This window comes from Plantactinospora sp. GCM10030261, from assembly GCF_042666615.1.
Lineage (GTDB): Bacteria > Actinomycetota > Actinomycetes > Mycobacteriales > Micromonosporaceae > KBS50.
Map to the genome: position 1 here is coordinate 100,754 of NZ_JBHTDD010000005.1, position 18,578 is coordinate 119,331.

Sequence of the window (18,578 nt, forward strand, 5' to 3'; positions counted from 1 at the left end):
AGCGTGCAAGATGCCCATCGCTTCGCCCGAGGTGTACGCGGAGATGCTCGACCGGGCCAAGGCCGGCCGGTTCGCGTACCCGGCGATCAACGTGACGTCGTCGCAGACCCTCAACGCCGCGCTGCGCGGCTTCGCCGACGCCGAGAGCGACGGCATCGTCCAGGTCTCCACCGGTGGCGCCGAGTACCTCTCCGGCCCGACCGTGAAGGACATGGTCACCGGCGCCGCGGCGTTCGCCGCGTACGCGCACGAGGTCGCCAAGAACTACCCGGTGAACATCGCCCTGCACACCGACCACTGCCCGAAGGACAAGCTGGACAAGTTCGTCCGGCCGCTGATGGCCATCTCGAAGGAGCGGGTGGCCCGCGGCGAGGAGCCGCTGTTCCAGTCGCACATGTGGGACGGGTCGGCGGTGCCGGTGGGCGAGAACCTGGAGATCGCCGCGGAACTGCTGGACCGGGCCGCCGAAGGCAAGATCGTTCTGGAGATCGAGGTCGGCGTCGTCGGTGGCGAGGAGGACGGCGTCGAGAACGCCATAAACGAGAAGCTCTACACGACGGTCGACGACGGCCTGGCGATGGTGGACGCGCTCGGGCTTGGTGAGAAGGGCCGTTACATGGCGGCGCTCACCTTCGGCAACGTGCACGGCGTCTACAAGCCGGGCAACGTGAAGCTGCGCCCCGAGGTGCTGAAGAACATCCAGGAAGCGGTGGGCGCCAAGTACGGCAAGGAGAAGCCGCTAAGCCTCGTCTTCCACGGCGGGTCCGGCTCGCTGCTGTCGGAGATCCGGGAGGCGTTGGACTACGGCGTGGTGAAGATGAACATCGACACCGACACCCAGTACTGCTTCACCCGGCCGGTCGCGGACCACATGTTGCGCAACTACGACGGCGTCCTCAAGGTGGACGGCGAGGTTGGCAACAAGAAGATGTACGACCCGCGGGTCTGGGGCAAGGCCGCCGAGGCGGGTATGGCCGCGCGGGTGGTGGAGGCCTGCGAGGCGCTCCGGTCCACCGGCACCAAGCTGGGCAAGTAGCGGCGCGGAGGGGCCCTGGTCGACGCCCGGCGTCGACCAGGGCCGTCCTCACGTCAGCAGGCGGACCGCGGTGTCCACGTCGTCGGTGACGTGCACCAGCTTTGTGAGATCACCGCCCCGGGACCGGGCCAGCAGCGGCTCCAGCAGGGCTCCGACCGGCAGCGTCTCGGTCCAGTAGGCGCGGTCCAGGAACACGTACGGTCCGCTCGTCCCGTCCGTGCCGTAGAACGTCTTGGTGGCCGCCTGGAACACCTCCTGCACGGTGCCGGCCTGTCCGGGCGCGAAGACGATGCCACCCCGGGCCAGCCGCAGAATCGTGTCCTCGCGAATCGCATTGGAGAAGTACTTCGCGATCCGCCCGGCGAACAGGTTCGCCGGCTCGTGGCCGTACAGCCAGGTGGGAATTGCCAGACCGCCCCGACGGGCCCAGTCGGTGTCCGGATTCGCGCGGACGCCGGCGGCCGACCGTGGCGGCGGCACGGTCGGATCGGGCATTGCGACCGGCGGAGCGGCGCCCGAGGTTGGCTGGGTCGCCGTGGCGCCGGCGGTCGGCCCTGGCGCGATGCCGCCCGCGGTTGGGCCGGCACCGGCGAACCGTTCGCGGATCCGCAGTGCGGCGGCCGTGTAACGGTCGTGGTCGGTGTAGTCCGGCGTGCCGGCCAACTCGGCGATCACCGTGGTCAGGACGTCCGCCGGCCAGTCGGCGAGGAACGCGCCGAGGTTGGCGGCCTCCATCACGCCGGGGCCACCGCCCGTAACGACCAGCCGCCCGGCCCGGGTCAGTTCCCAGCCGAGCGTCGCCGCGAGCCGGTACGCCGTGGCGCCGCGCGGCACCGCGTGCCCGCCCATCACCCCGACCACCGAACCGGGCCCGTGTCTGGCGAGCCAGGACCGGGTGGCGTCGGCCAGGGCATTGTCGATCGCGTGGTCGTGCAGCCGCTGGGCGAGCGCCTCGCGGACCGCCGGCAGCGCTCCGCCGTGCGCCCGGAAGTGCTGGTAGACCCGGGTGTCGTACATGCCGGTGAAGCCGGCAGCGGCGAAGCCGGTGGCGAGGTCGTCCGGCGTGTAGAGCCGGGCGGGATGCGTCGGGTACGGCAGGGCGACGAACGGGGGCACCACGTGCGCGCCGCGCCGGACCAGCGCGGCCTCAGCCTCGGCGCTGGCGAACCGGCAGCCCACGAACAGGGTGTCGGTGAGGTCGACGTGGCTCAGGTCCGGCACCGGGTCGACGTCCAGCCGCAACCCTTGCAGGGTGAGGCCGGCCAGGCTGCCGACGGCCAGGTGCCTGTCGAGTTCAGCCCGGGTCTCGATCTCCTCGGGCGTGGTGTCGTGCGGTTGGACGACATCGGCGGGGGGAGGGCTCGGCACCCGGCCATCATGGCGGGAGCCCGGTGACGGCGGGTCACCGGGCTCCCTTCAACCGGTCCTGGGGAGGTTCCGGAAGTCCATTCTCCGTGCGAGACATTCGGAATCGCACCCCTCATACCGTACGGTTCACCTGGCCGTACCGGGGGGACGACCTCGGCCGTTCAGTCAGGTCGTGCCCCCGGTTCGCGGGCCACCGTCCCGGAGAGGTTGAATGGGGCGATGCAGAACCTCTTGCCTGAGCCACCAGCCACCCTCCTGCCGGGCAACGAGGCCGCCGAGGCGGCGCTCGCCGAGGCGGGACAGAAGGACACCGACGAGGCGTACGCCGAGGTCGCGGCCCGATTCCCGACCTTCAGCGCCGCCTGGGGTGCGCTGGCCGGGCGCGCCTACGCCGACGGCCAGCTCATCCGTGGGTACGCCTACGCCCGTACCGGCTATCACCGCGGCCTCGACCAGTTGCGCCGCAGCGGCTGGAAGGGGCACGGCCCGGTGCCCTGGTCGCACGCTCCCAACCAGGGCTTCCTCCGGTGCCTCTACGTGCTGTCCCGGATCGCCGACGAGATCAGCGAGTCCGACGAGGCGGCTCGGTGCGCCCAGTTCCTCCGCGACTGCGACCCGGCCGCGGCGGACGCCCTCGCCGGCTCCTGAGGTGGACTTCTCGGGCTCGCCGGCGCACGACCTGGCGCGGCCAGCGCCCAGGCGTCACAGTCCCTCGGCCACCGCCGCGGCGATCTTCAGCCAGGCGTCCTTGGTCGCCGACGACAGGCTGCCGTAGCGGAGCGGCTCCCCGGTGTCGATCGACCGCTCGTACGGGGCAAGCAGCACCGCCCGGGTCCGGGCGGCGAAGTGCCGCTGGATCGGTGGCAGGTCGATCTCCTTGCTGGAGGGCGGCATGGAGACCACGGTGACCGCCTGCCGGACGAGCCGGTGCCGACCGCTCTGCTCCAGGTGGTCGAGCATCCGCGCGGCGGTCTCGGCCGAGTCGTTCCGGGCCGACATGGTGATCAATAGTTGGTCGGTGGCGTCGATGGCGGCCTGCCAGTTCTGCGCCCGCACGTTGTTCCCCGTGTCCACGAAAATCAGTTTGTAGAACCGGCTGACCACCTCGCGGATCTCCGCGAACGCGTCGGCGGTCAACATCTCACCACCGGTGGCCGACTCGTCCGAGGCCAGCACGTCGAACATGCCCGCCCCCTGCGCCCGGACGTACTGCGACAGGTCACCGATCCGGCCGTGCGCCCCCTGGAACTGTCCCAGGTCGCGCAGCAGGTCGCGCACCGTGCGGTGGTGGAAGTCCTGCTGCGCCCGCATGCCGAGGGTGCCCTGGGTCTCGTTGTTGTCCCAGGCCAGCACGTAACCGCCGCGCTTCTGCCCGAACGTCATGGCGAGCAGCAGGATCGCGACGGTCTTGCCGGCACCGCCCTTCGGATTGACAACGGTCACCTGACGCAGGCCGCCGAAGTTGCGGCGGACCATCTCGACGTCCTGTCGAATCTCCTGCTCGTGGCGGCTGGGCGCCAGCCGCACCAGGCCAAGCTTGTTGACCACCGCCCGGACGCCCATCTCGGCCACTGGCTCGGCGGGCTTGGCGGCCCGGCGGCGGGCGAACTCCTCGGCGGTGGGCACCGACGGGTCGGGCGCCCACGGCTGCTCGTCGTAGACGTCCGGGGTCGCCGGCCGGCCCTGCGTCTGCGGGTACGCCCACTGCGGCGCCGGCCCGTGGTTGACCTGTGGCTGGTTGACCTGCGGTGGATGGCTGACCGGTGGATGGTTCACCTGCGGGTGGCCGTACTGGGTGGCCGGCGGGCCACCGTGCGCGCCCCACACCGGTGGGGTCGGAGGTGGTTGCTGCGCCCCCCAGCCACCCTGGTTGGGTGGGGCGGTCATCGGCCCCGGCGGAGGTGGACCGGGCACCCGCGCCTGTCCCATCGACGGACCGGGCGGAGCGGGTGTCGACGTACGCGACGGCGGCTGCGCCCACGGCGAGACCGGCTCCCCCATCCGGGGGCCTTCGTCGGGGCTGGGGTCGGCCGTCGACCCGTCCCGGGCCGAGACATCGTCGCGCGGCTCCGGCGCGCTCTTGGAGACGGGGGCGTCCGGATGCGACTCGGTCCGGTCACCCGACTCGGTGACGGCCGGATCAAGGGTGAACGGCTCGTCCAGGTCCACCCCGGCCGAGCCGCCACGGTCGTCCGGGCCGTTGCCGTCGCGATCGTCCCCGTCGCCGATCGTCGGGCCGGCCTCCGCCGCCGACTGAGGTGCGCCGCGACCGTTCACGATCGGCCAGGCGCGGGTCGGCAGGTCGGCCGCGACGGACTGGGGCGGGACGTCCGAGTCGGCCGGCGTCATGTCGTCCGGTACGCGTGGCACGTCGACCGGTGGGCGTGGTGAGTTCACCGGCGGCTGTGGTGGGCCGAACGGTGTCTGGGTCGGCTGGAACGGCGGCTGCGGCGGGACGACCGGATGCTGAGCCGGTCCGCCGTGCACCGGCGGCTCCGGCGGCCGGACCGGCGGCTGAGCCGTGATCCACGGCGGCAGCGGCTGAGTCGTCGCCCAGCTGGGCCGCTCGGTCGAACTCTGCTGCGGGGGCGGCGAAACCGGCGACCGGGAGACCGGATCCGGTCCCGGTTCCGGCTCGGGAGGCGGAGTGGGCGCGGCCGCGTTGGCGAGCCGTTGCGCGGCCGTGGTGATCTGAGTCCGCGGTCCGCGGTGTTCGGCCGGCTCGTGGTCCGGTGGCGGGGCCTGCTGGATCCACGGTGGGATCGGCAACTCCTCGCGCGGCGCCGACGTGCCGCCCTGCTGCGCGGCCTGTCCTTCCTCGGCCGGCAGGTGAGTTCCGTCCCTGTCCTCGTGCACCACAGATACCTCCCCCATCTCCTCCGAGGATATGCCCGTCCGCCCGTGCGGGGTCAGGAGCGGCTTCAGCTCGCCGGGGCCCGGTCATACACCGCCCACGCCCCGGGTTCGATCCACCACGATCGTTTACGCGTGAGATCCCCGGACACGCCGTCGTCAAGGTACGGCACGCGGTCGGCGCGGGGATTGATCGATGCGGCCCGGCCACGTCCCCGCCGTACCTCAAGGCGCATTTTCCTGCGGCGCCACGTTCGCGCCACCACCGGAAGCACCACCGCCACCTCTACCACGCCGTCCGCCGGGTCGGCCCCCGTCAGCAGCGGCAGGCCCTCGACCTCCGCGTACCCATTGCCGTTACCCACCACACAGGCCAGCAGCGGCTCGTCGCCGTCGGACAGCACCGCGTCGTCCACCTCGACCCGGCCCTGCCAGGTGCGCGGCGTGCCGGTGTCGTCGGCACCACCGATCAGAGCACCGTCCAGCGTGACCGAGCCGCCGTCGTTGCGGAGCAGGTCGAGCCGACGGACCGGTCCGCCGAGCACCGCCCAGGCCACCTCCGCCGGATCCCGGGGCAGGCCGAGTTGACCCGCCAGGTCCGTGGCGCTGCCGACACCACCGCGCGGGTCGAGTGGCAGGACGCCGATTGGCGGCAGGTCCGGCAGCGTTCGGTTGCCGGCCAGGTCGGCGGGGCGGCGGCTGGGCGGTGGGGCGTACCGGCGGACGAGCCGGCGCACGACGGCGCGCAACTGTCCGTCACTGGCGGTGGCGACCACCAGCCGGGTCTTGCCGTCGGAGTCCGGCCAGGTCAGCCCGTCTGGCCGGGGTGGTCCGTCCAACCGGGCCAGCACCTCGTCGATCTCGGCGTCGGCCCGCGCCGTCACCGTGGTCACCCGGGCGCCAGCAGCGGTGAGCACGTCGGCGCACGCCAGCACCGGTACCCGCGGGGTGTCGGCACACTCCTCGGCCGGTTTCGCGCCACCGGCACCGCCACCGCCACAGCAGCCGTCACCGCAGGCGGACGGCGCGTCCCGGCCGGCGCCGAGGGTGAGCAGCACCACGTCGTACACGGGCGGGGCCTCCTGCCTCGGTCCGGCCGCCGCCGGTCGGACCATCACTAGTTGTTAACCTGACTCACCGGGCTTGCCGCGCGGTCGCCACCTGGGCACCCGGGCCCTTTGGAGGCGGGTACACGATGCCAGCGATCGTGCTCATCGGGGCGCAGTGGGGCGACGAGGGCAAGGGCAAGGTTACCGACCTGCTCGGGGAGCGGGTCGACTACGTGGTCCGTTACTCCGGCGGCAACAACGCCGGACACACCGTGATCACGCCGGACGGGCAGAAGTACGCCCTGCATCTGATGCCCTCGGGGGCGCTCTCGCCGAACGCGCTGATCATCATCGGCAACGGTGTGGTGGTCGACCCCAAGGTCCTCCTGGACGAGATCGACGGTCTCGCGCAGCGCGGGGTGGACGTGTCCCGGTTGCGGATCTCCGGCGACGCGCACCTGATCATGCCGCATCACCGAGCGCTGGACCGGGTGGTGGAGCGCTACCTGGGATCGTCGCGGATCGGCACGACCGGGCGCGGGATCGGCCCCGCGTACGGCGACAAGGTCGCGCGGATGGGCATCCGGCTCCAGGATCTGCTCGACCCGGGCATTCTGCGCAAGAAACTGGAACTCGTGCTCCGCGAGAAGAACCAGATGCTGTTCAAGGTCTACAACCGCAAGGCGATCGACGTCGACGCGGTGACCGAGGAGTACCTGGAGTACGCTCAGCGGCTGCGGCCGTACATCGCCGAAACCCGCGCGATGCTCTGGGACGCCCTGGACCGGGGCGAGATCGTCCTGCTGGAGGGTGCCCAGGCCACCATGCTCGACATGGACCACGGCACCTATCCGTTCGTCACCTCGTCCAACCCGACGGCCGGCGGTGCCTGCGTCGGCGCGGGCATCCCGCCCACCGCCATCACCCAGGTGATCGGCGTCAGCAAGGCGTACACCACCCGGGTCGGGTCCGGGCCGTTCCCCACCGAGTTGTTCGACGCCAACGGCGAGCACCTGCGCAAGGTCGGTGCCGAGTACGGCACCACCACCGGCCGGGAGCGGCGGTGCGGCTGGTTCGACGCGGTGGTCGCGCGCTATGCCAGCCGGCTCAACGGGGTCACCGACCTGGTCATCACGAAGCTGGACGTGCTCACCGGCCTCGAGAAGGTGCCGATCTGCGTGGGCTACGAGATCGAGGGCGAGCGGGTCGACGACATGCCCATGACGCAGACGGCCTTCCACCACGCCAAACCGGTGTACGAGGAGCTGGATGGGTGGTGGGAGGACATCACCAAGGCGCGCACCTGGGACGAACTGCCGCTCAACGCACGGCGGTACGTGGAGCGCGTCGAGGAACTCTGCGGCACCCGGGTCTCGGTGGTCGGCGTCGGCCCCGGCCGCGACGAGAACGTCATCCGCCACCCCCTCCGCTAACCACCCCCCACCCCCTGTACCGGGTTGATCAAGAGATCTGCGTCAGGATTCGAGCTGACCCTGACGCAGATCTCTTGATCAACCCGGGGACGCGGGCCCGGGGACGCGGGCCCGGGGACAGGGGTGGGGGACAGGCGCGGGACAGGTTCCGGGCTGAGCGGGGGCGCCGGTGCGGGTTATCCACAGGGTTATCCACAGGGGTGTTGGAGTGTGGGTCTAGGCGCGAGGGTGGACGGGTGACCACTCCTCCATCGCTGCGCCGGGTGGCTGCCGGTCAGGACGGCGTCGTGTCCCTCCGCCAGGCGCTTCGTGCCGGTCTTTCCCGGGACGAGGTCCGGCAGCGGTGTCGGGCTGGCCGCTGGATCCGGCTGTTGCCTGGGTACTTCCTGATCGACCCCGCGGCCTGTGTCGCACCGATCCGCCGGGCCCGGATCAGGGCTGCGGTCGCCAGCCTGGGCCGAGGGGCCTGCGCCGTCCTGGAAACCGCCGCGGAGTTGCAGGGCATCGCCGGCCTTCGGCCCAGCACGATGATCCATGTCTCGGTCCCGGTGGCCCGGCCCCGACCCCAACGGCATGCCCATGCTGGGCTCACGGTGCACCAGTTGACGGTCAGCGATGAGGACGTGCACCGCATCGATGACATCCCGGTGACAACCCCGCTTCGCACTTTGGCGGACGTGATCCTGCGGACTGACCGGTACTCCGCTGTGTCCGCGATCGACTCGGCGCTGCACCGAGGGCTGGTCGACGCGTCCCAGCTGCCGCTGGTCGCGCGCTCGATCTCTCGCCGGCGGGGGGCTGTGGCCGCCCGGGGCTACCTCCTGGAGGCGGATGGTCGGGCACAGTCACCGCTCGAAACCCGGGTGCGGTTGCGCTGCGTCGACGGCCGGGTCCCACCCGACGATCTACAGGTCGAGGTCCGTGACGCCGACGGCTACCTGCTAGGCATCGGTGATCTGGGCTGGCGGCGCGCGAGGGTGATCGCCGAGGCGGATGGGAGAGGCCCGCACGGTGGTCCGGACGCGGTGTTCGCCGACCGTTGGCGACAGAATCGCCTGGTCAACGCCGGCTGGGCGGTGGTCCGCTTCACCTGGGCGGACACCCTCCGGTCCGACTACATCCCGTTCACGGTAAGGAACGCTCTCGCCGTCGCGGCAGCTCGTTGACCAAGAGGTTTGCGTCATGAAACGGGCCCTTGGGTGACGCAAACCTCTTGATCAACGCGGGTCGGTGGCTGACGCCGTAGGATCCGGGGTTGTGCGGGTACTTCTTCTCGGTGGGGGTGGGCGCGAGCACGCCCTGGCCCTCGGGCTGGGCGCCGACCCGGCCGTCACCCACTTGGTCGTGGCCCCTGGTAACCCGGGCATCGCCCAAGGTGCCGAGACACGGGCCGTCGACGCCACCGATCCGCAGGCGGTCGCGGCGCTGGCCACCGATGTCGCCGCGGATCTCGTGGTGATCGGTCCGGAGGCGCCGCTGGTCGCGGGGGTCGCCGACGCGGTGCGGGCCAAGGGGATCGCGGTGTTCGGCCCATCCGCCGCCGCGGCCAGCCTGGAGGGTTCGAAGTCGTTCGCCAAGGAGGTCATGGCGGCGGCCGGCGTGCCGACCGCCGGGGCCCGGACCTGCGGCACCGATGCCGAGGTTGCCGCCGCGCTCGACGAGTTCGGCCCGCCGTACGTGGTGAAGAACGACGGTCTCGCCGCAGGCAAAGGCGTGGTGGTCACCGGCGACCGGCACGCCGCGGAGCGGCACGCCCGCGACTGCGGCCGGGTGGTGGTGGAGGAGCACCTCGCCGGCCCGGAGGTCTCCCTGTTCGTCGTGACGGACGGTGAGGCGGCGCTGCCGCTGCTCCCGGCCCAGGACTTCAAGCGGATCGGCGACGGCGACACCGGTCCCAACACCGGCGGCATGGGCGCGTACGCCCCGCTGCCCTGGGCGCCACCGGACCTGGTGGACGAGGTCATGGCCACGGTGGTCCGACCCACTCTCGCGGAGATGCGCCGCCGCGGTACGCCGTTCAACGGGCTGCTCTACGTCGGGCTGGCCCTCACCGCCACCGGTCCTCGGGTGATCGAGTTCAACGCCCGGTTCGGCGACCCGGAGACCCAGGCGGTGCTCGCGTTGCTGGACACGCCGCTGGCCGGCCTGCTGCACGCCGCCGCGACCGGCACCCTGGCCGACCATCCGCCGCTGCGCTGGCGTCCGGGGGCGGCGGTCACGGTGGTCGTCGCGGCGGCTGGTTATCCCGGTACGCCGCGCACCGGCGATCCGATCACCGGCGCCGACCGGCCGGGCGTCATCCATGCCGGCACGGCTCGTTCCGCCGACGGCCGGCTGGTCTCCGCCGGCGGTCGCGTGCTCTGCGGTACGGCCACCGGGCCGACCCTCGCCGAGGCGCGGGAGGCCGCGTACGCGCTGGTGGACGGCATCGGCCTGGCGGGCTCCCAGCATCGGCGGGACATCGCCCGGGCGGCCGTCGAGGGCCGGGTGCCGGTCCCACCCATCGACTGACGACGTCGCCCGTGTCAGGACGCTCCCTGGCTCTTCGTGTGGGCGAGGACACCGACGGTGATTCAGCCGTTCGGCGGCCCTCTCCGGGTTGACCTGGCGTGTCACCATCGCGCATGTTGACGGCGCTGATCATAGCGTTGACGACGATCGCGACGGGGGAGGTCAGTGCATGGGTGGATTCCTCGGGGCCGTGCTCGAGTTCCCGACCGTGCTCTTCACCTTCCTGCTGGTCGTGGTGATCGGCTACTGGCTACTGGCGCTGACCGGCGTGCTCGACCTGGGAGACGGCGCCGACGCGACCGCGGGATTGGACACCGACGCCGGCGCCGAGCCGGCCGGGCGCGGCGGCGCGGCCGGCACGCTGGCCGGTGTCGGTCTCGGTGCTGTCCCGCCGGGTGTGGTGGGTTCGTTGCTGGTGGCGGTGGCCTGGTTCGTCAGTCTTGCCGGCGGCGTCCTGCTGGACGCGCTCGGCTTCGGGCCGGTCGCCCGTATGGCGACCGGGTTCGCCGTGCTGGTCGTGGCGCTGCTCGGCGCCTGGCTGGTCTGCCGGTTGGTGGTGATGCCGCTGCGGCGGCTCTTCCCAGCCGGGTCGGAGGACACCCGCAGCGCCTTTGTCGGACGGCTGTGCGTGATCCGGACCGGCCGGGTGACCGCCGATTTCGGCCAGGCCGAGGTGACCGCCGATGACGGCTCGACGGCCATCGTGCAGGTGCGCCAACCCGGGGACGAGACGATGCGCGCCGGCAGCATGGCCCTCATCTATGACTATGAACCCCTCGGCGAGTTCTTCTGGGTGACGCTGGCCGGCGCCGCGTTCGACCAGCCGACGCCCCGTACGCCCACGTAAGCCCGCCCCCCGCCAATCCTCGACCCGCCCGCCCACGACGAGCCCGCGCACCGTGTGGGTTCGGCGAACCCGTGCCGTCCAATGAGACCCGAAGGGAGGATGCGTGGCCCGCCCGCCGGCCGCGCAACTCACATGGATGTCATCTCCACCGGCCTCGGCGTCCTGCTCGCCGTCGTCCTCCTCATCGTCATCGTCCTGGCGATCATGGTCAGCCGACTCTTCAAGAAGGTCGAGCAGGGCAAGGCGCTGATCGTCTCGAAGGTGCGCCGGGTCGACGTGACCTTCACCGGTGCCGTCGTGCTGCCGGTCCTGCACAAGGCCGAGGTGATGGACATCTCGGTCAAGACCATCGACATCGAGCGGTCCGGGCACGATGGCCTGATCTGCCGGGACAACATCCGCGCCGACATCAAAATCACGTTTTTTGTCCGGGTCAACAAGACCGTCGAAGACGTGATCAAGGTGGCACAGGCGATCGGTACCGCGCGGGCCAGCGACCAGCAGACCCTCCAGGCGCTGTTCAACGCGAAGTTCTCGGAGGCGCTGAAGACGGTCGGCAAGCAACTCGACTTCGTCGACCTCTACACCAAGCGGGACGAGTTCCGGGATCGGATCATCCAGGTCATCGGCACCGACCTCAACGGTTACAGCCTCGAAGACGCGGCCATCGACATCCTCGAGCAGACCCCGCTCGACCAACTCGACCCGCGAAACATCCTCGATGCCCAGGGCATCCGAAAGATCACTGAGCTGACCGCGGCCGAGCACGTGCGCACCAACGAATACCGGCGCAGCGAGGAGAAGGAGATCACCCGGCAGAACGTCGACGCCCGGGAGGCCATCCTGGAGCTGGAGCGGCGGGAGGCCGACGCGGAGGCGAAGCAGCGCCGCGAGGTCGAGACGATGCGGGCCCGCGAGGAGGCCGAGACCGCCCGGGTGCAGGCGGAGGAGCGGCTCAAGTCCGCCAGCGCGAACATCCGGACCGACGAGCAGTTGGGTATCCAGCACGAGAACCGCGCCCGGGAGATCGCCGTCGCGGAGAAGAACCGGGAACGGGTCATCGCCATCGAGACCGAGCGGATCGAGAAGGACCGCATGCTCGAGGTGATCGGCCGGCAGCGGGAGACCGAACTGTCCACGATCGCCAAGGACAAGGAGGTCGAGGCCGAGAAGCGGGCGATCGCCGAGGTGATCCGGGAGCGGATCGCGGTCGAGAAGACCGTGGCCGAGCAGGAGGAGAACATCAAGCGCCTGCGGGTCGTCGAGGAGGCCGAGCGGACCCGCCAGGCGGTGGTCATCCAGGCCGAGGCCGAGGCCCAGGAGAACCTGGTCAAGGACATCAAGGCGGCCGAGGCGGCCGAGGCGGCGGCCAAGCACAAGGCCCGCGAGGAACTCGTGCTGGCCGAGGCCCGGCAGCAGGCGGCGGAGCTGGAGGCCCGGGCCAAGATCCGGTTGGCGGAAGGCGTCCAGGCCGAGGCCGCGGCGAGCGGGCTGGCCGACGTCCAGGTCAAGGAGCGCAGCGCCGAGGCGATCGAGAAGGTCGGTCGCGCCGAGGTGGCCGTCGAACGCGAGCGTGCGATCATCGCCGCCGAGGCGGTCCGCGAGAAGCTCAAGGGCGAGGCGGAGGGCCTCACCGAGAAGGCCGCCGCGATGGCGGCGCTGGACGACGCGACCCGCGAGCACGAGGAGTACCGCATCCGGCTGGAAATGGAGAAGGAGGTCCGGCTCGCCGGCATAGATGTCCACCGGCAGGTCGCCGAGGCACAGGCCATGGTGGTCTCGGCCGGTCTCGAGAAGGCGAACATTGACATCGTCGGCGGCGACAGCGTCTTCTTCGACAAGCTGCTCGGCTCGATCACGCTGGGCAAGAGCGTCGACGGGTTCATGAACCACTCGGACACCGCGCGTGGGCTCGCGAAGCCGTGGCTCGACGGAAGCTCGTCGTTCACCGACGACCTGACCAGAATGCTCGGCTCGATGGGCACCGCCGACATGCAGAACCTGACGATCTCGGCCTTCCTCCTCCAGCAGATCAAGGCGGGCGGGGCCGAGACGTCGGGCAAGCTGCGCGAACTGCTGGACGCGGCGCGGCGCCTGGGCGTTGCCGACGCGCCGCTGGCGGCCCTGACCGGAAACCGCGCGGTCCGGGCGGGTGAGTGAGCCGGTGACCGCCGCGCAGCCGCGACCCGGTGCCGGTCCGGTGACGCCCGCCGGGGGCGCAGCCGGTCCGGCGCCGGACGCCGGCACAGCTGCTGGTCCGGTGACGCCCGCCGGGGGCGCTGCCGGTCCGGTGACGGACGCCGGCACCGCAGCCGGCCCGGGGCTGGACGCCGGCAGCTACGAGGTGCTCCGGACCCGACTCGCCGACCGGGCCGCCGAACTGGCCCGCCGGGCGGATCGGCTGAACGCGGACCGACTCGCCGTGTTCGGTGGCACCGAACTGCGACTGCTGGGCACCGAGCGGATTCGCACCAGACACAACTGCGTGCCTCGGGACATCGTGCCGATCGGCGGGCTGATGCTGTTCGGCTACAACGTCTTCATCGGTCTCAAGCCGGAGACGGAGGTCGACGACGTCTTCTCCCTGCACCGTTTTGTGCGGGAACCGGCCGAGGGCGGTCAGCCCGCCGACGGTGCCGGTCGACCGGCCGACGGTGCCGGTCGACCGGCCGACGGTGATGGTCAGCCCGCTGACGGTGCCGGTCGACCGGCCGGGAACAGCGGCGAGGACACCTTCCGGTTCGCCGACGTGCCGGCCGACGACCTGCCCGAGCTGCTCCGCGACCCGCAGTTCCGCCGCGACTTCGCCGAGCTGTACCGCTACTACCGGCAGACCCGGCTGCTGCAACTGCGCCGCTTGGGCGGTCGCCTGCTGGCGGTCTTCGCCACCGGCGAGCGGGCCGACGACATCCGGGTACTGCGCTGGCGGATCGGCACCGACGGCTCCGTCGAATACCTGGACAACCGGGGCGAGCGGGAGCACGTCTTCCCACCCGCTCATGACTTCGAGTGGATCGAGACGACCCGGGAAGACCACGTCCTCGGTCGGCATCCGCACGTCTCCATTCAGGGCAAGGTGTTCGTCGAGACGGTCGGGGGAACGCTTACCGTCAAGGTGGAGGACAACACCGAGTCCGGCGAGGGCATCTACACCGAACCGGTCGACGAACCGTTGCAGAGCCTCGCCGACTCCGACATCCACTACGCGCCGGTCGGGCCGCTGATCCTGATGCGGCTGCGGCCGTACCGGGAAACCACCTGGCGTCACCTGGTTTTCAACACCCTGACCAACGACGTCGTGCGGCTGGACGGGATAGGGACAGCCTGCCAGCGCCTGCCCGAGGACCAGGGGATCATCTTCCCGGGCGGCTACTACCTGACCACCGGCGCCCGGCGCACCTTCGACACCGACGTGACCGACCTGGAGTTCGAGGGGGCCATCCGGTCCAGCAACGGCGAGGACGTGCTGTACGTCTTCCACGCCCGCGCTGAGGGTCGGTCGCTGCTGTTGCCGTACAACATGATTCGCAAGGAGGTCGGGACGCCGATTCCCGGGCACGGCTACTCGCTGTTCGAGGACGGCACGCTTGTCGTGTTCCGGGCCACGTCGGAGGAACCGACCCGGGTCCATCCGATGCAGATCTGGCAAACCCCGTACCTGTCCGAGAGCTACGCCGCCGCACAACCCGTCGGCACCGGGCCGCTGGAACGGGTCGGCAACGCCGATCTCGTCCGCGGCATCTCCGACTGCCTGTCGGTGGCGCGCATGGTGGACGAGATGAGCCCGGCCGCGCCGGTCTTCGAGGCGTTGATCGCGGCCTGCGCACGGGCGTTCGACCACTACCACTGGTTGGCGGACGAGGAGTTCGGGCGGCTCGCCGAACCGCTGACCGAGGTGCGGGCCACCGCCCAACAGGTGCTTGACGAGTTCGAGAAGGTCCAGTCGCTCACCGCGCACGCCAACGCCCAGGTGGACGAGGCGGAGGAGCGGATCGGCGCGCTGGTCCGGCGGGCCCACGGAGCCACCCCGCTCACCGCCGACGAGTGGATCCGGCAGCTCGCGGCGCTCCGTCAGGAGCAGGGCCACCTGGTCACCCTGCGGGAGTTGCGGTACGTCGACGTCGACCGGCTCGCCGGGCTGACCTCCCGGCTGGACGGGGAGCTGGACACCACGGGCCGCCGGGCGATCGAGTTCCTGCGCCGGGACGACGCGTTCGCCGGCTACGCGACCGAGGTGGACCGGCTGGCCACCGAGGCCAAGGAGATCGGAACGGCGGCCGAGGCCGGCCCGATCGCCGAGCGATTGGCCGAACACACCGCCGGCCTGCAGACGGTCACCGACGTGGTGAGCACGCTGGACATCGGCGACGCGACCGTTAGGACCGGCATCCTGGCCCGGGTCGGTGAGGTGCTCGGCGGCGTCAACCGGGCCCGTGCCCAGCTCGACGCCCGCCGCCGGGATCTGCTCGCCGCCGAGGGACGGGCCGGGTTCGCGGCCGAGTTCGCGCTGCTCGGCCAGGCGATCACCGGAGCCCTGGCGGCGGCCGACACCGCCGAGAAGTGTGACGAGCAGCTCGGGCGGCTGCTGCTGCGGGTGGAGGACCTGGAATCCCGGTTCGCCGACTTCGACGACTTCCTGGCCGAGCTGGCCACCCGGCGTACCGACGTCTACGAGGCGTTCTCGGCCCGCAAGCAGACCTTGCTGGACGAGCGGGCCCGCCGGGCGGACCGGCTGGTCTCCTCGGCGGACCGCATCCTGGTGAGCGTGCAGCGGCGGCTGGCCGGGCTGCGCTCGCTCGACGAGGTGAACACCTACTTCGCCGGCGATCCGATGATCACCAAGCTGCGCTCGGTGGTCGAGGAACTGCGTACCCTGGGCGACCCGGTCCGGGCCGCGGAGCTGGACGGCCGGATCGGCGCCGCCCGGCAGGAAGCCGGGCGGGCCCTGCGGGATCGGCTCGACCTGTACTCCGACGGCGGCGCCACCGTGCGGTTGGGGCGGCACCGGTTCCCGGTCAACTCCCAACCCGTCGACGTCACGCTGATCCCCCAGGACGGGCGGATGACGGTGGCGGTCACCGGAACCGACTACCGGGTCCCGGTCCGCGACGGGGTCCTGGACGGCGGCCGGGAGTTCTGGGACCAGCTTCTCGTCTCGGAGTCGCCGGAGGTCTACCGGGCCGAGTTCCTGGCCACCGCCATCCTGGCGGACGCCGAGGTCGGTCGGGATGGGCCGGACCTGGACGCGTTGCACCAGGCGGCCGTCGATCCGGACGCGTTGCGGGAGCTGGTGCGGGCGACGGCCGAGACCCGGTACGACGAGGGCTACGAGCGCGGCGTGCACGATCGGGACGCCGCCGAGATCCTCGCCGCGCTGCTCCGCATGCACGCCGGCGTCGGGCTGCTCCGCTACCCGCCAGCCGCCCGCGCCGCGGCTCAACTGTTCTGGAGTCACGGCGCCGACGAGTCGGCCCGGACCGGCTGGGCGATGCGGGCCACCTCGCTGGCCCGGGCCCGGGCCCGGTTCGGTCGCCGCGCCGGCACGGCGGCGGCCCTCGACGAGTTGCACGCCGAGCTGGGTGGCGGCATCGATGAGTTCCTGCGCGATGCCGGCCTGCCCGGGCCGGCGGCCGAACACCGGCTGGCCGGGGAGTACCTGGCCGAGGAGCTGGCGCAGGCGCCGCCGGGCTTCGTCACCAGTGCCGGTGCCCGCGAACTGCTCCGCCGGTTCCGGGCCGCGCTGGGTGGCCCGCAGGCGCCGGCCGCCAAGGAACTCGGCGACGACCTGCGGGCCCTCGGTGACGACCTGGCCGCCCGGCACCAACTGGTCGAGGCGTGGCTCTCCGCCTTCCTGGCCGAGGCCGGGGCGGCCGGCACCGAGGCGGGTTCGGCCGGTGGCGAGGCGGGTTCGGCCGGTGGCGAGGCCGGCGCTGCGGACAGCAGCGCGGCCAGCGCGGTCGACCTCCCGGAAGCCGTGGCGATCGAAGTCTGTGGCGCCGGTCTGCCGCGGCACGATTCGGCCGCGACCCGCACCGAGACGGTGGGTGGGCTGCTCGGCGCCCATCCCCGGATCACCGGCTCGGCGCTGACCCTGCGGTTGGACGAGGTGCTTGCCCGAACCCGACGGTTCCGGGTGGAGCGGGTGCCCGCCTATCGGGAGTACCAGCGGCGGCGCAACGATCTGGTGGCGACGGAACGGGACCGGCTGCGGCTCGCCGAGTACCGCCCCAAGGTGATGAGCGCGTTCGTCCGCAACCGGCTGCTGGACGAGGTCTACCTGCCGTTGATCGGCGACAACCTGGCCCGCCAGCTCGGCTCGGCAGGCGACGGCGAGCGGGTCGACCAGATGGGCCTGCTGTTGCTGATCTCGCCGCCGGGCTACGGCAAAACCACCGTCATGGAGTACGTCGCCAGCCGGCTCGGCCTCGTCTTCGTCAAGGTGAACGGGCCGGCGCTCGGCTCGGGGGTGACCTCGGTGGACCCCGCCGAGGCGCCGAACGCGACCGCGCGACAGGAGGTGGAGAAGATCTCCTTCGCCCTGGAGTGCGGCAGCAACGTGCTGCTCTATCTGGACGACATCCAGCACACCTCGCCGGAGCTGCTACAGAAGTTCGTCTCGCTGTGCGACGCGCAGCGCCGGATGGAGGGCGTCTGGGACGGCCGCACCCGCACGTACGACCTGCGCGGCAAGCGGTTCGCGGTGTGCATGGCCGGAAACCCGTACACCGAGTCGGGGCAGCGGTTCCGGGTGCCGGACATGCTCGCCAACCGGGCCGACGTGTGGAACCTCGGTGACGTGCTGGCCGGCCGGGAGGAGGTGTTCGCGCTGAGTTATCTGGAGAACGCGCTGACGTCGAACCCGGTGCTCGCGCCCGTGGCCGGACGGGAACGCGGCGACATCGAGTTGCTGGTCCGGATCGCCCGGGGCGACGGGTCGGTGCGCGCGGACCAGCTGGACCACCCGTACTCGCCGGTGGAACTCGAACAGATCGTCTCGGTGCTGCGCAAGCTGATCCGGGTGCAGCAGGTCGTGCTGGCGGCCAACCAGGCGTACATCGCCTCTGCCGCCCAGGCCGACGCGTCCCGTACCGAACCGCCGTTCCAGCTCCAGGGTTCGTACCGGAACATGAACAAGATGGCCGCCCGGATCGTCCCGGTGATGGACGACGAGGAACTGGAGGCGTTGATCGACGACCACTATGTCGGTGAGGCGCAGACCCTGGCCGCCGGCGCCGAGGCGAACCTGCTCAAGCTCGCCGAGTTGCGTGGCCGGCTCACCGACGAGCAGGCCCGACGGTGGGCCGAGGTGAAGGCCGGCTTCCTGCGGGCCAAGGCGCTCGGCGGTTCGGGTGACGACCCGGTGGACCGGGCGGTCGGCGCTCTGGGCCTGCTCGCCGACCGGGTCGGCGCCGTCCAGACCGCCATCGAACGCGCCGCCCGGTAACCCGGGCAACCTCGCACCGCCCCGACTCCGTTTGATC

Annotated in this window: 11 protein-coding genes; 8 read left to right on the top strand and 3 right to left on the bottom strand. The window is 71.6% G+C overall.

The annotated features are described in order from the left end of the window. Window positions 1–10: 10 nt before the first annotated feature. Window positions 11–1,036: a class II fructose-bisphosphate aldolase gene (gene fbaA / locus ACFQUZ_RS08275; RefSeq protein WP_377439646.1), complete on the top strand. Its 1,026-nt coding sequence runs from the start codon at window positions 11–13 to the stop codon at window positions 1,034–1,036. Window positions 1,037–1,084: 48 nt separating this feature from the next. On the opposite strand, the gene ACFQUZ_RS08280 is transcribed toward fbaA, so the two are convergent. Beyond that, complete coding sequence (locus ACFQUZ_RS08280) at window positions 1,085–2,404, bottom strand: LOG family protein (RefSeq protein WP_377439649.1); 1,320 nt, start codon at window positions 2,402–2,404, stop codon at window positions 1,085–1,087. Window positions 2,405–2,623: 219 nt separating this feature from the next. Here ACFQUZ_RS08280 and ACFQUZ_RS08285 point away from each other — a divergent pair, with 219 nt between their 5' ends. Next, a complete protein-coding gene (locus ACFQUZ_RS08285) occupies window positions 2,624–3,052 on the top strand; it encodes a DUF3151 domain-containing protein (protein ID WP_377439652.1) in 429 nt (142 codons plus the stop codon). Between the two features lie 54 nt (window positions 3,053–3,106). Here the strand turns inward: ACFQUZ_RS08285 and ACFQUZ_RS08290 are convergent, their stop codons facing one another. Beyond that, window positions 3,107–5,278, bottom strand: a complete 2,172-nt coding sequence (locus ACFQUZ_RS08290) for a chromosome partitioning protein (RefSeq protein WP_377439654.1) — start codon at window positions 5,276–5,278, stop codon at window positions 3,107–3,109. Between the two features lie 47 nt (window positions 5,279–5,325). After that, a complete protein-coding gene (locus ACFQUZ_RS08295) occupies window positions 5,326–6,327 on the bottom strand; it encodes a hypothetical protein (RefSeq protein ID WP_377440069.1) in 1,002 nt (333 codons plus the stop codon). Between the two features lie 125 nt (window positions 6,328–6,452). Between ACFQUZ_RS08295 and ACFQUZ_RS08300 the strand changes: the two genes are divergently transcribed. The 6 genes from ACFQUZ_RS08300 to ACFQUZ_RS08325 all read left to right on the top strand — a co-directional run bounded on the left by ACFQUZ_RS08300 (window position 6,453) and on the right by ACFQUZ_RS08325 (window position 18,541). Continuing rightward, entirely contained in the window at window positions 6,453–7,739 is a 1,287-nt protein-coding gene (locus ACFQUZ_RS08300; RefSeq protein ID WP_377439657.1) for an adenylosuccinate synthase, read from the top strand. A 236-nt stretch (window positions 7,740–7,975) separates the two neighbouring features. Beyond that, complete coding sequence (locus ACFQUZ_RS08305; RefSeq protein WP_377439660.1) at window positions 7,976–8,905, top strand: type IV toxin-antitoxin system AbiEi family antitoxin domain-containing protein; 930 nt, start codon at window positions 7,976–7,978, stop codon at window positions 8,903–8,905. A gap of 91 nt (window positions 8,906–8,996) precedes the next feature. Further along, window positions 8,997–10,250 carry a phosphoribosylamine--glycine ligase gene (purD, locus tag ACFQUZ_RS08310; RefSeq protein WP_377439662.1) on the top strand — a complete coding sequence of 418 codons (1,254 nt, stop codon included), beginning with the start codon at window positions 8,997–8,999 and terminating at the stop codon, window positions 10,248–10,250. A 169-nt stretch (window positions 10,251–10,419) separates the two neighbouring features. Further along, a complete protein-coding gene (locus ACFQUZ_RS08315) occupies window positions 10,420–11,097 on the top strand; it encodes a hypothetical protein (RefSeq protein WP_377439665.1) in 678 nt (225 codons plus the stop codon). 132 nt (window positions 11,098–11,229) lie between these two features. Further along, window positions 11,230–13,257, top strand: a complete 2,028-nt coding sequence (locus ACFQUZ_RS08320) for a flotillin family protein (protein WP_377439667.1) — start codon at window positions 11,230–11,232, stop codon at window positions 13,255–13,257. Then, window positions 13,250–18,541 carry a DNA repair ATPase gene (locus ACFQUZ_RS08325; RefSeq protein WP_377439670.1) on the top strand — a complete coding sequence of 1,764 codons (5,292 nt, stop codon included), beginning with the start codon at window positions 13,250–13,252 and terminating at the stop codon, window positions 18,539–18,541. Before ACFQUZ_RS08320 ends, ACFQUZ_RS08325 begins: the two co-directional genes overlap by 8 nt. Window positions 18,542–18,578 lie beyond the last annotated feature (37 nt).

Coding starts and splice junctions, on each gene's coding strand:
- fbaA (WP_377439646.1), top strand. CDS start 11: ATGCCCATCGCTTCGCCCGAGGTGTACGCGGAGATGCTCGACCGGGCC.
- ACFQUZ_RS08285 (WP_377439652.1), top strand. CDS start 2,624: ATGCAGAACCTCTTGCCTGAGCCACCAGCCACCCTCCTGCCGGGCAAC.
- ACFQUZ_RS08290 (WP_377439654.1), bottom strand. CDS start 5,278: ATGGGGGAGGTATCTGTGGTGCACGAGGACAGGGACGGAACTCACCTG.
- ACFQUZ_RS08300 (WP_377439657.1), top strand. CDS start 6,453: ATGCCAGCGATCGTGCTCATCGGGGCGCAGTGGGGCGACGAGGGCAAG.
- ACFQUZ_RS08315 (WP_377439665.1), top strand. CDS start 10,420: ATGGGTGGATTCCTCGGGGCCGTGCTCGAGTTCCCGACCGTGCTCTTC.
- ACFQUZ_RS08320 (WP_377439667.1), top strand. CDS start 11,230: ATGGATGTCATCTCCACCGGCCTCGGCGTCCTGCTCGCCGTCGTCCTC.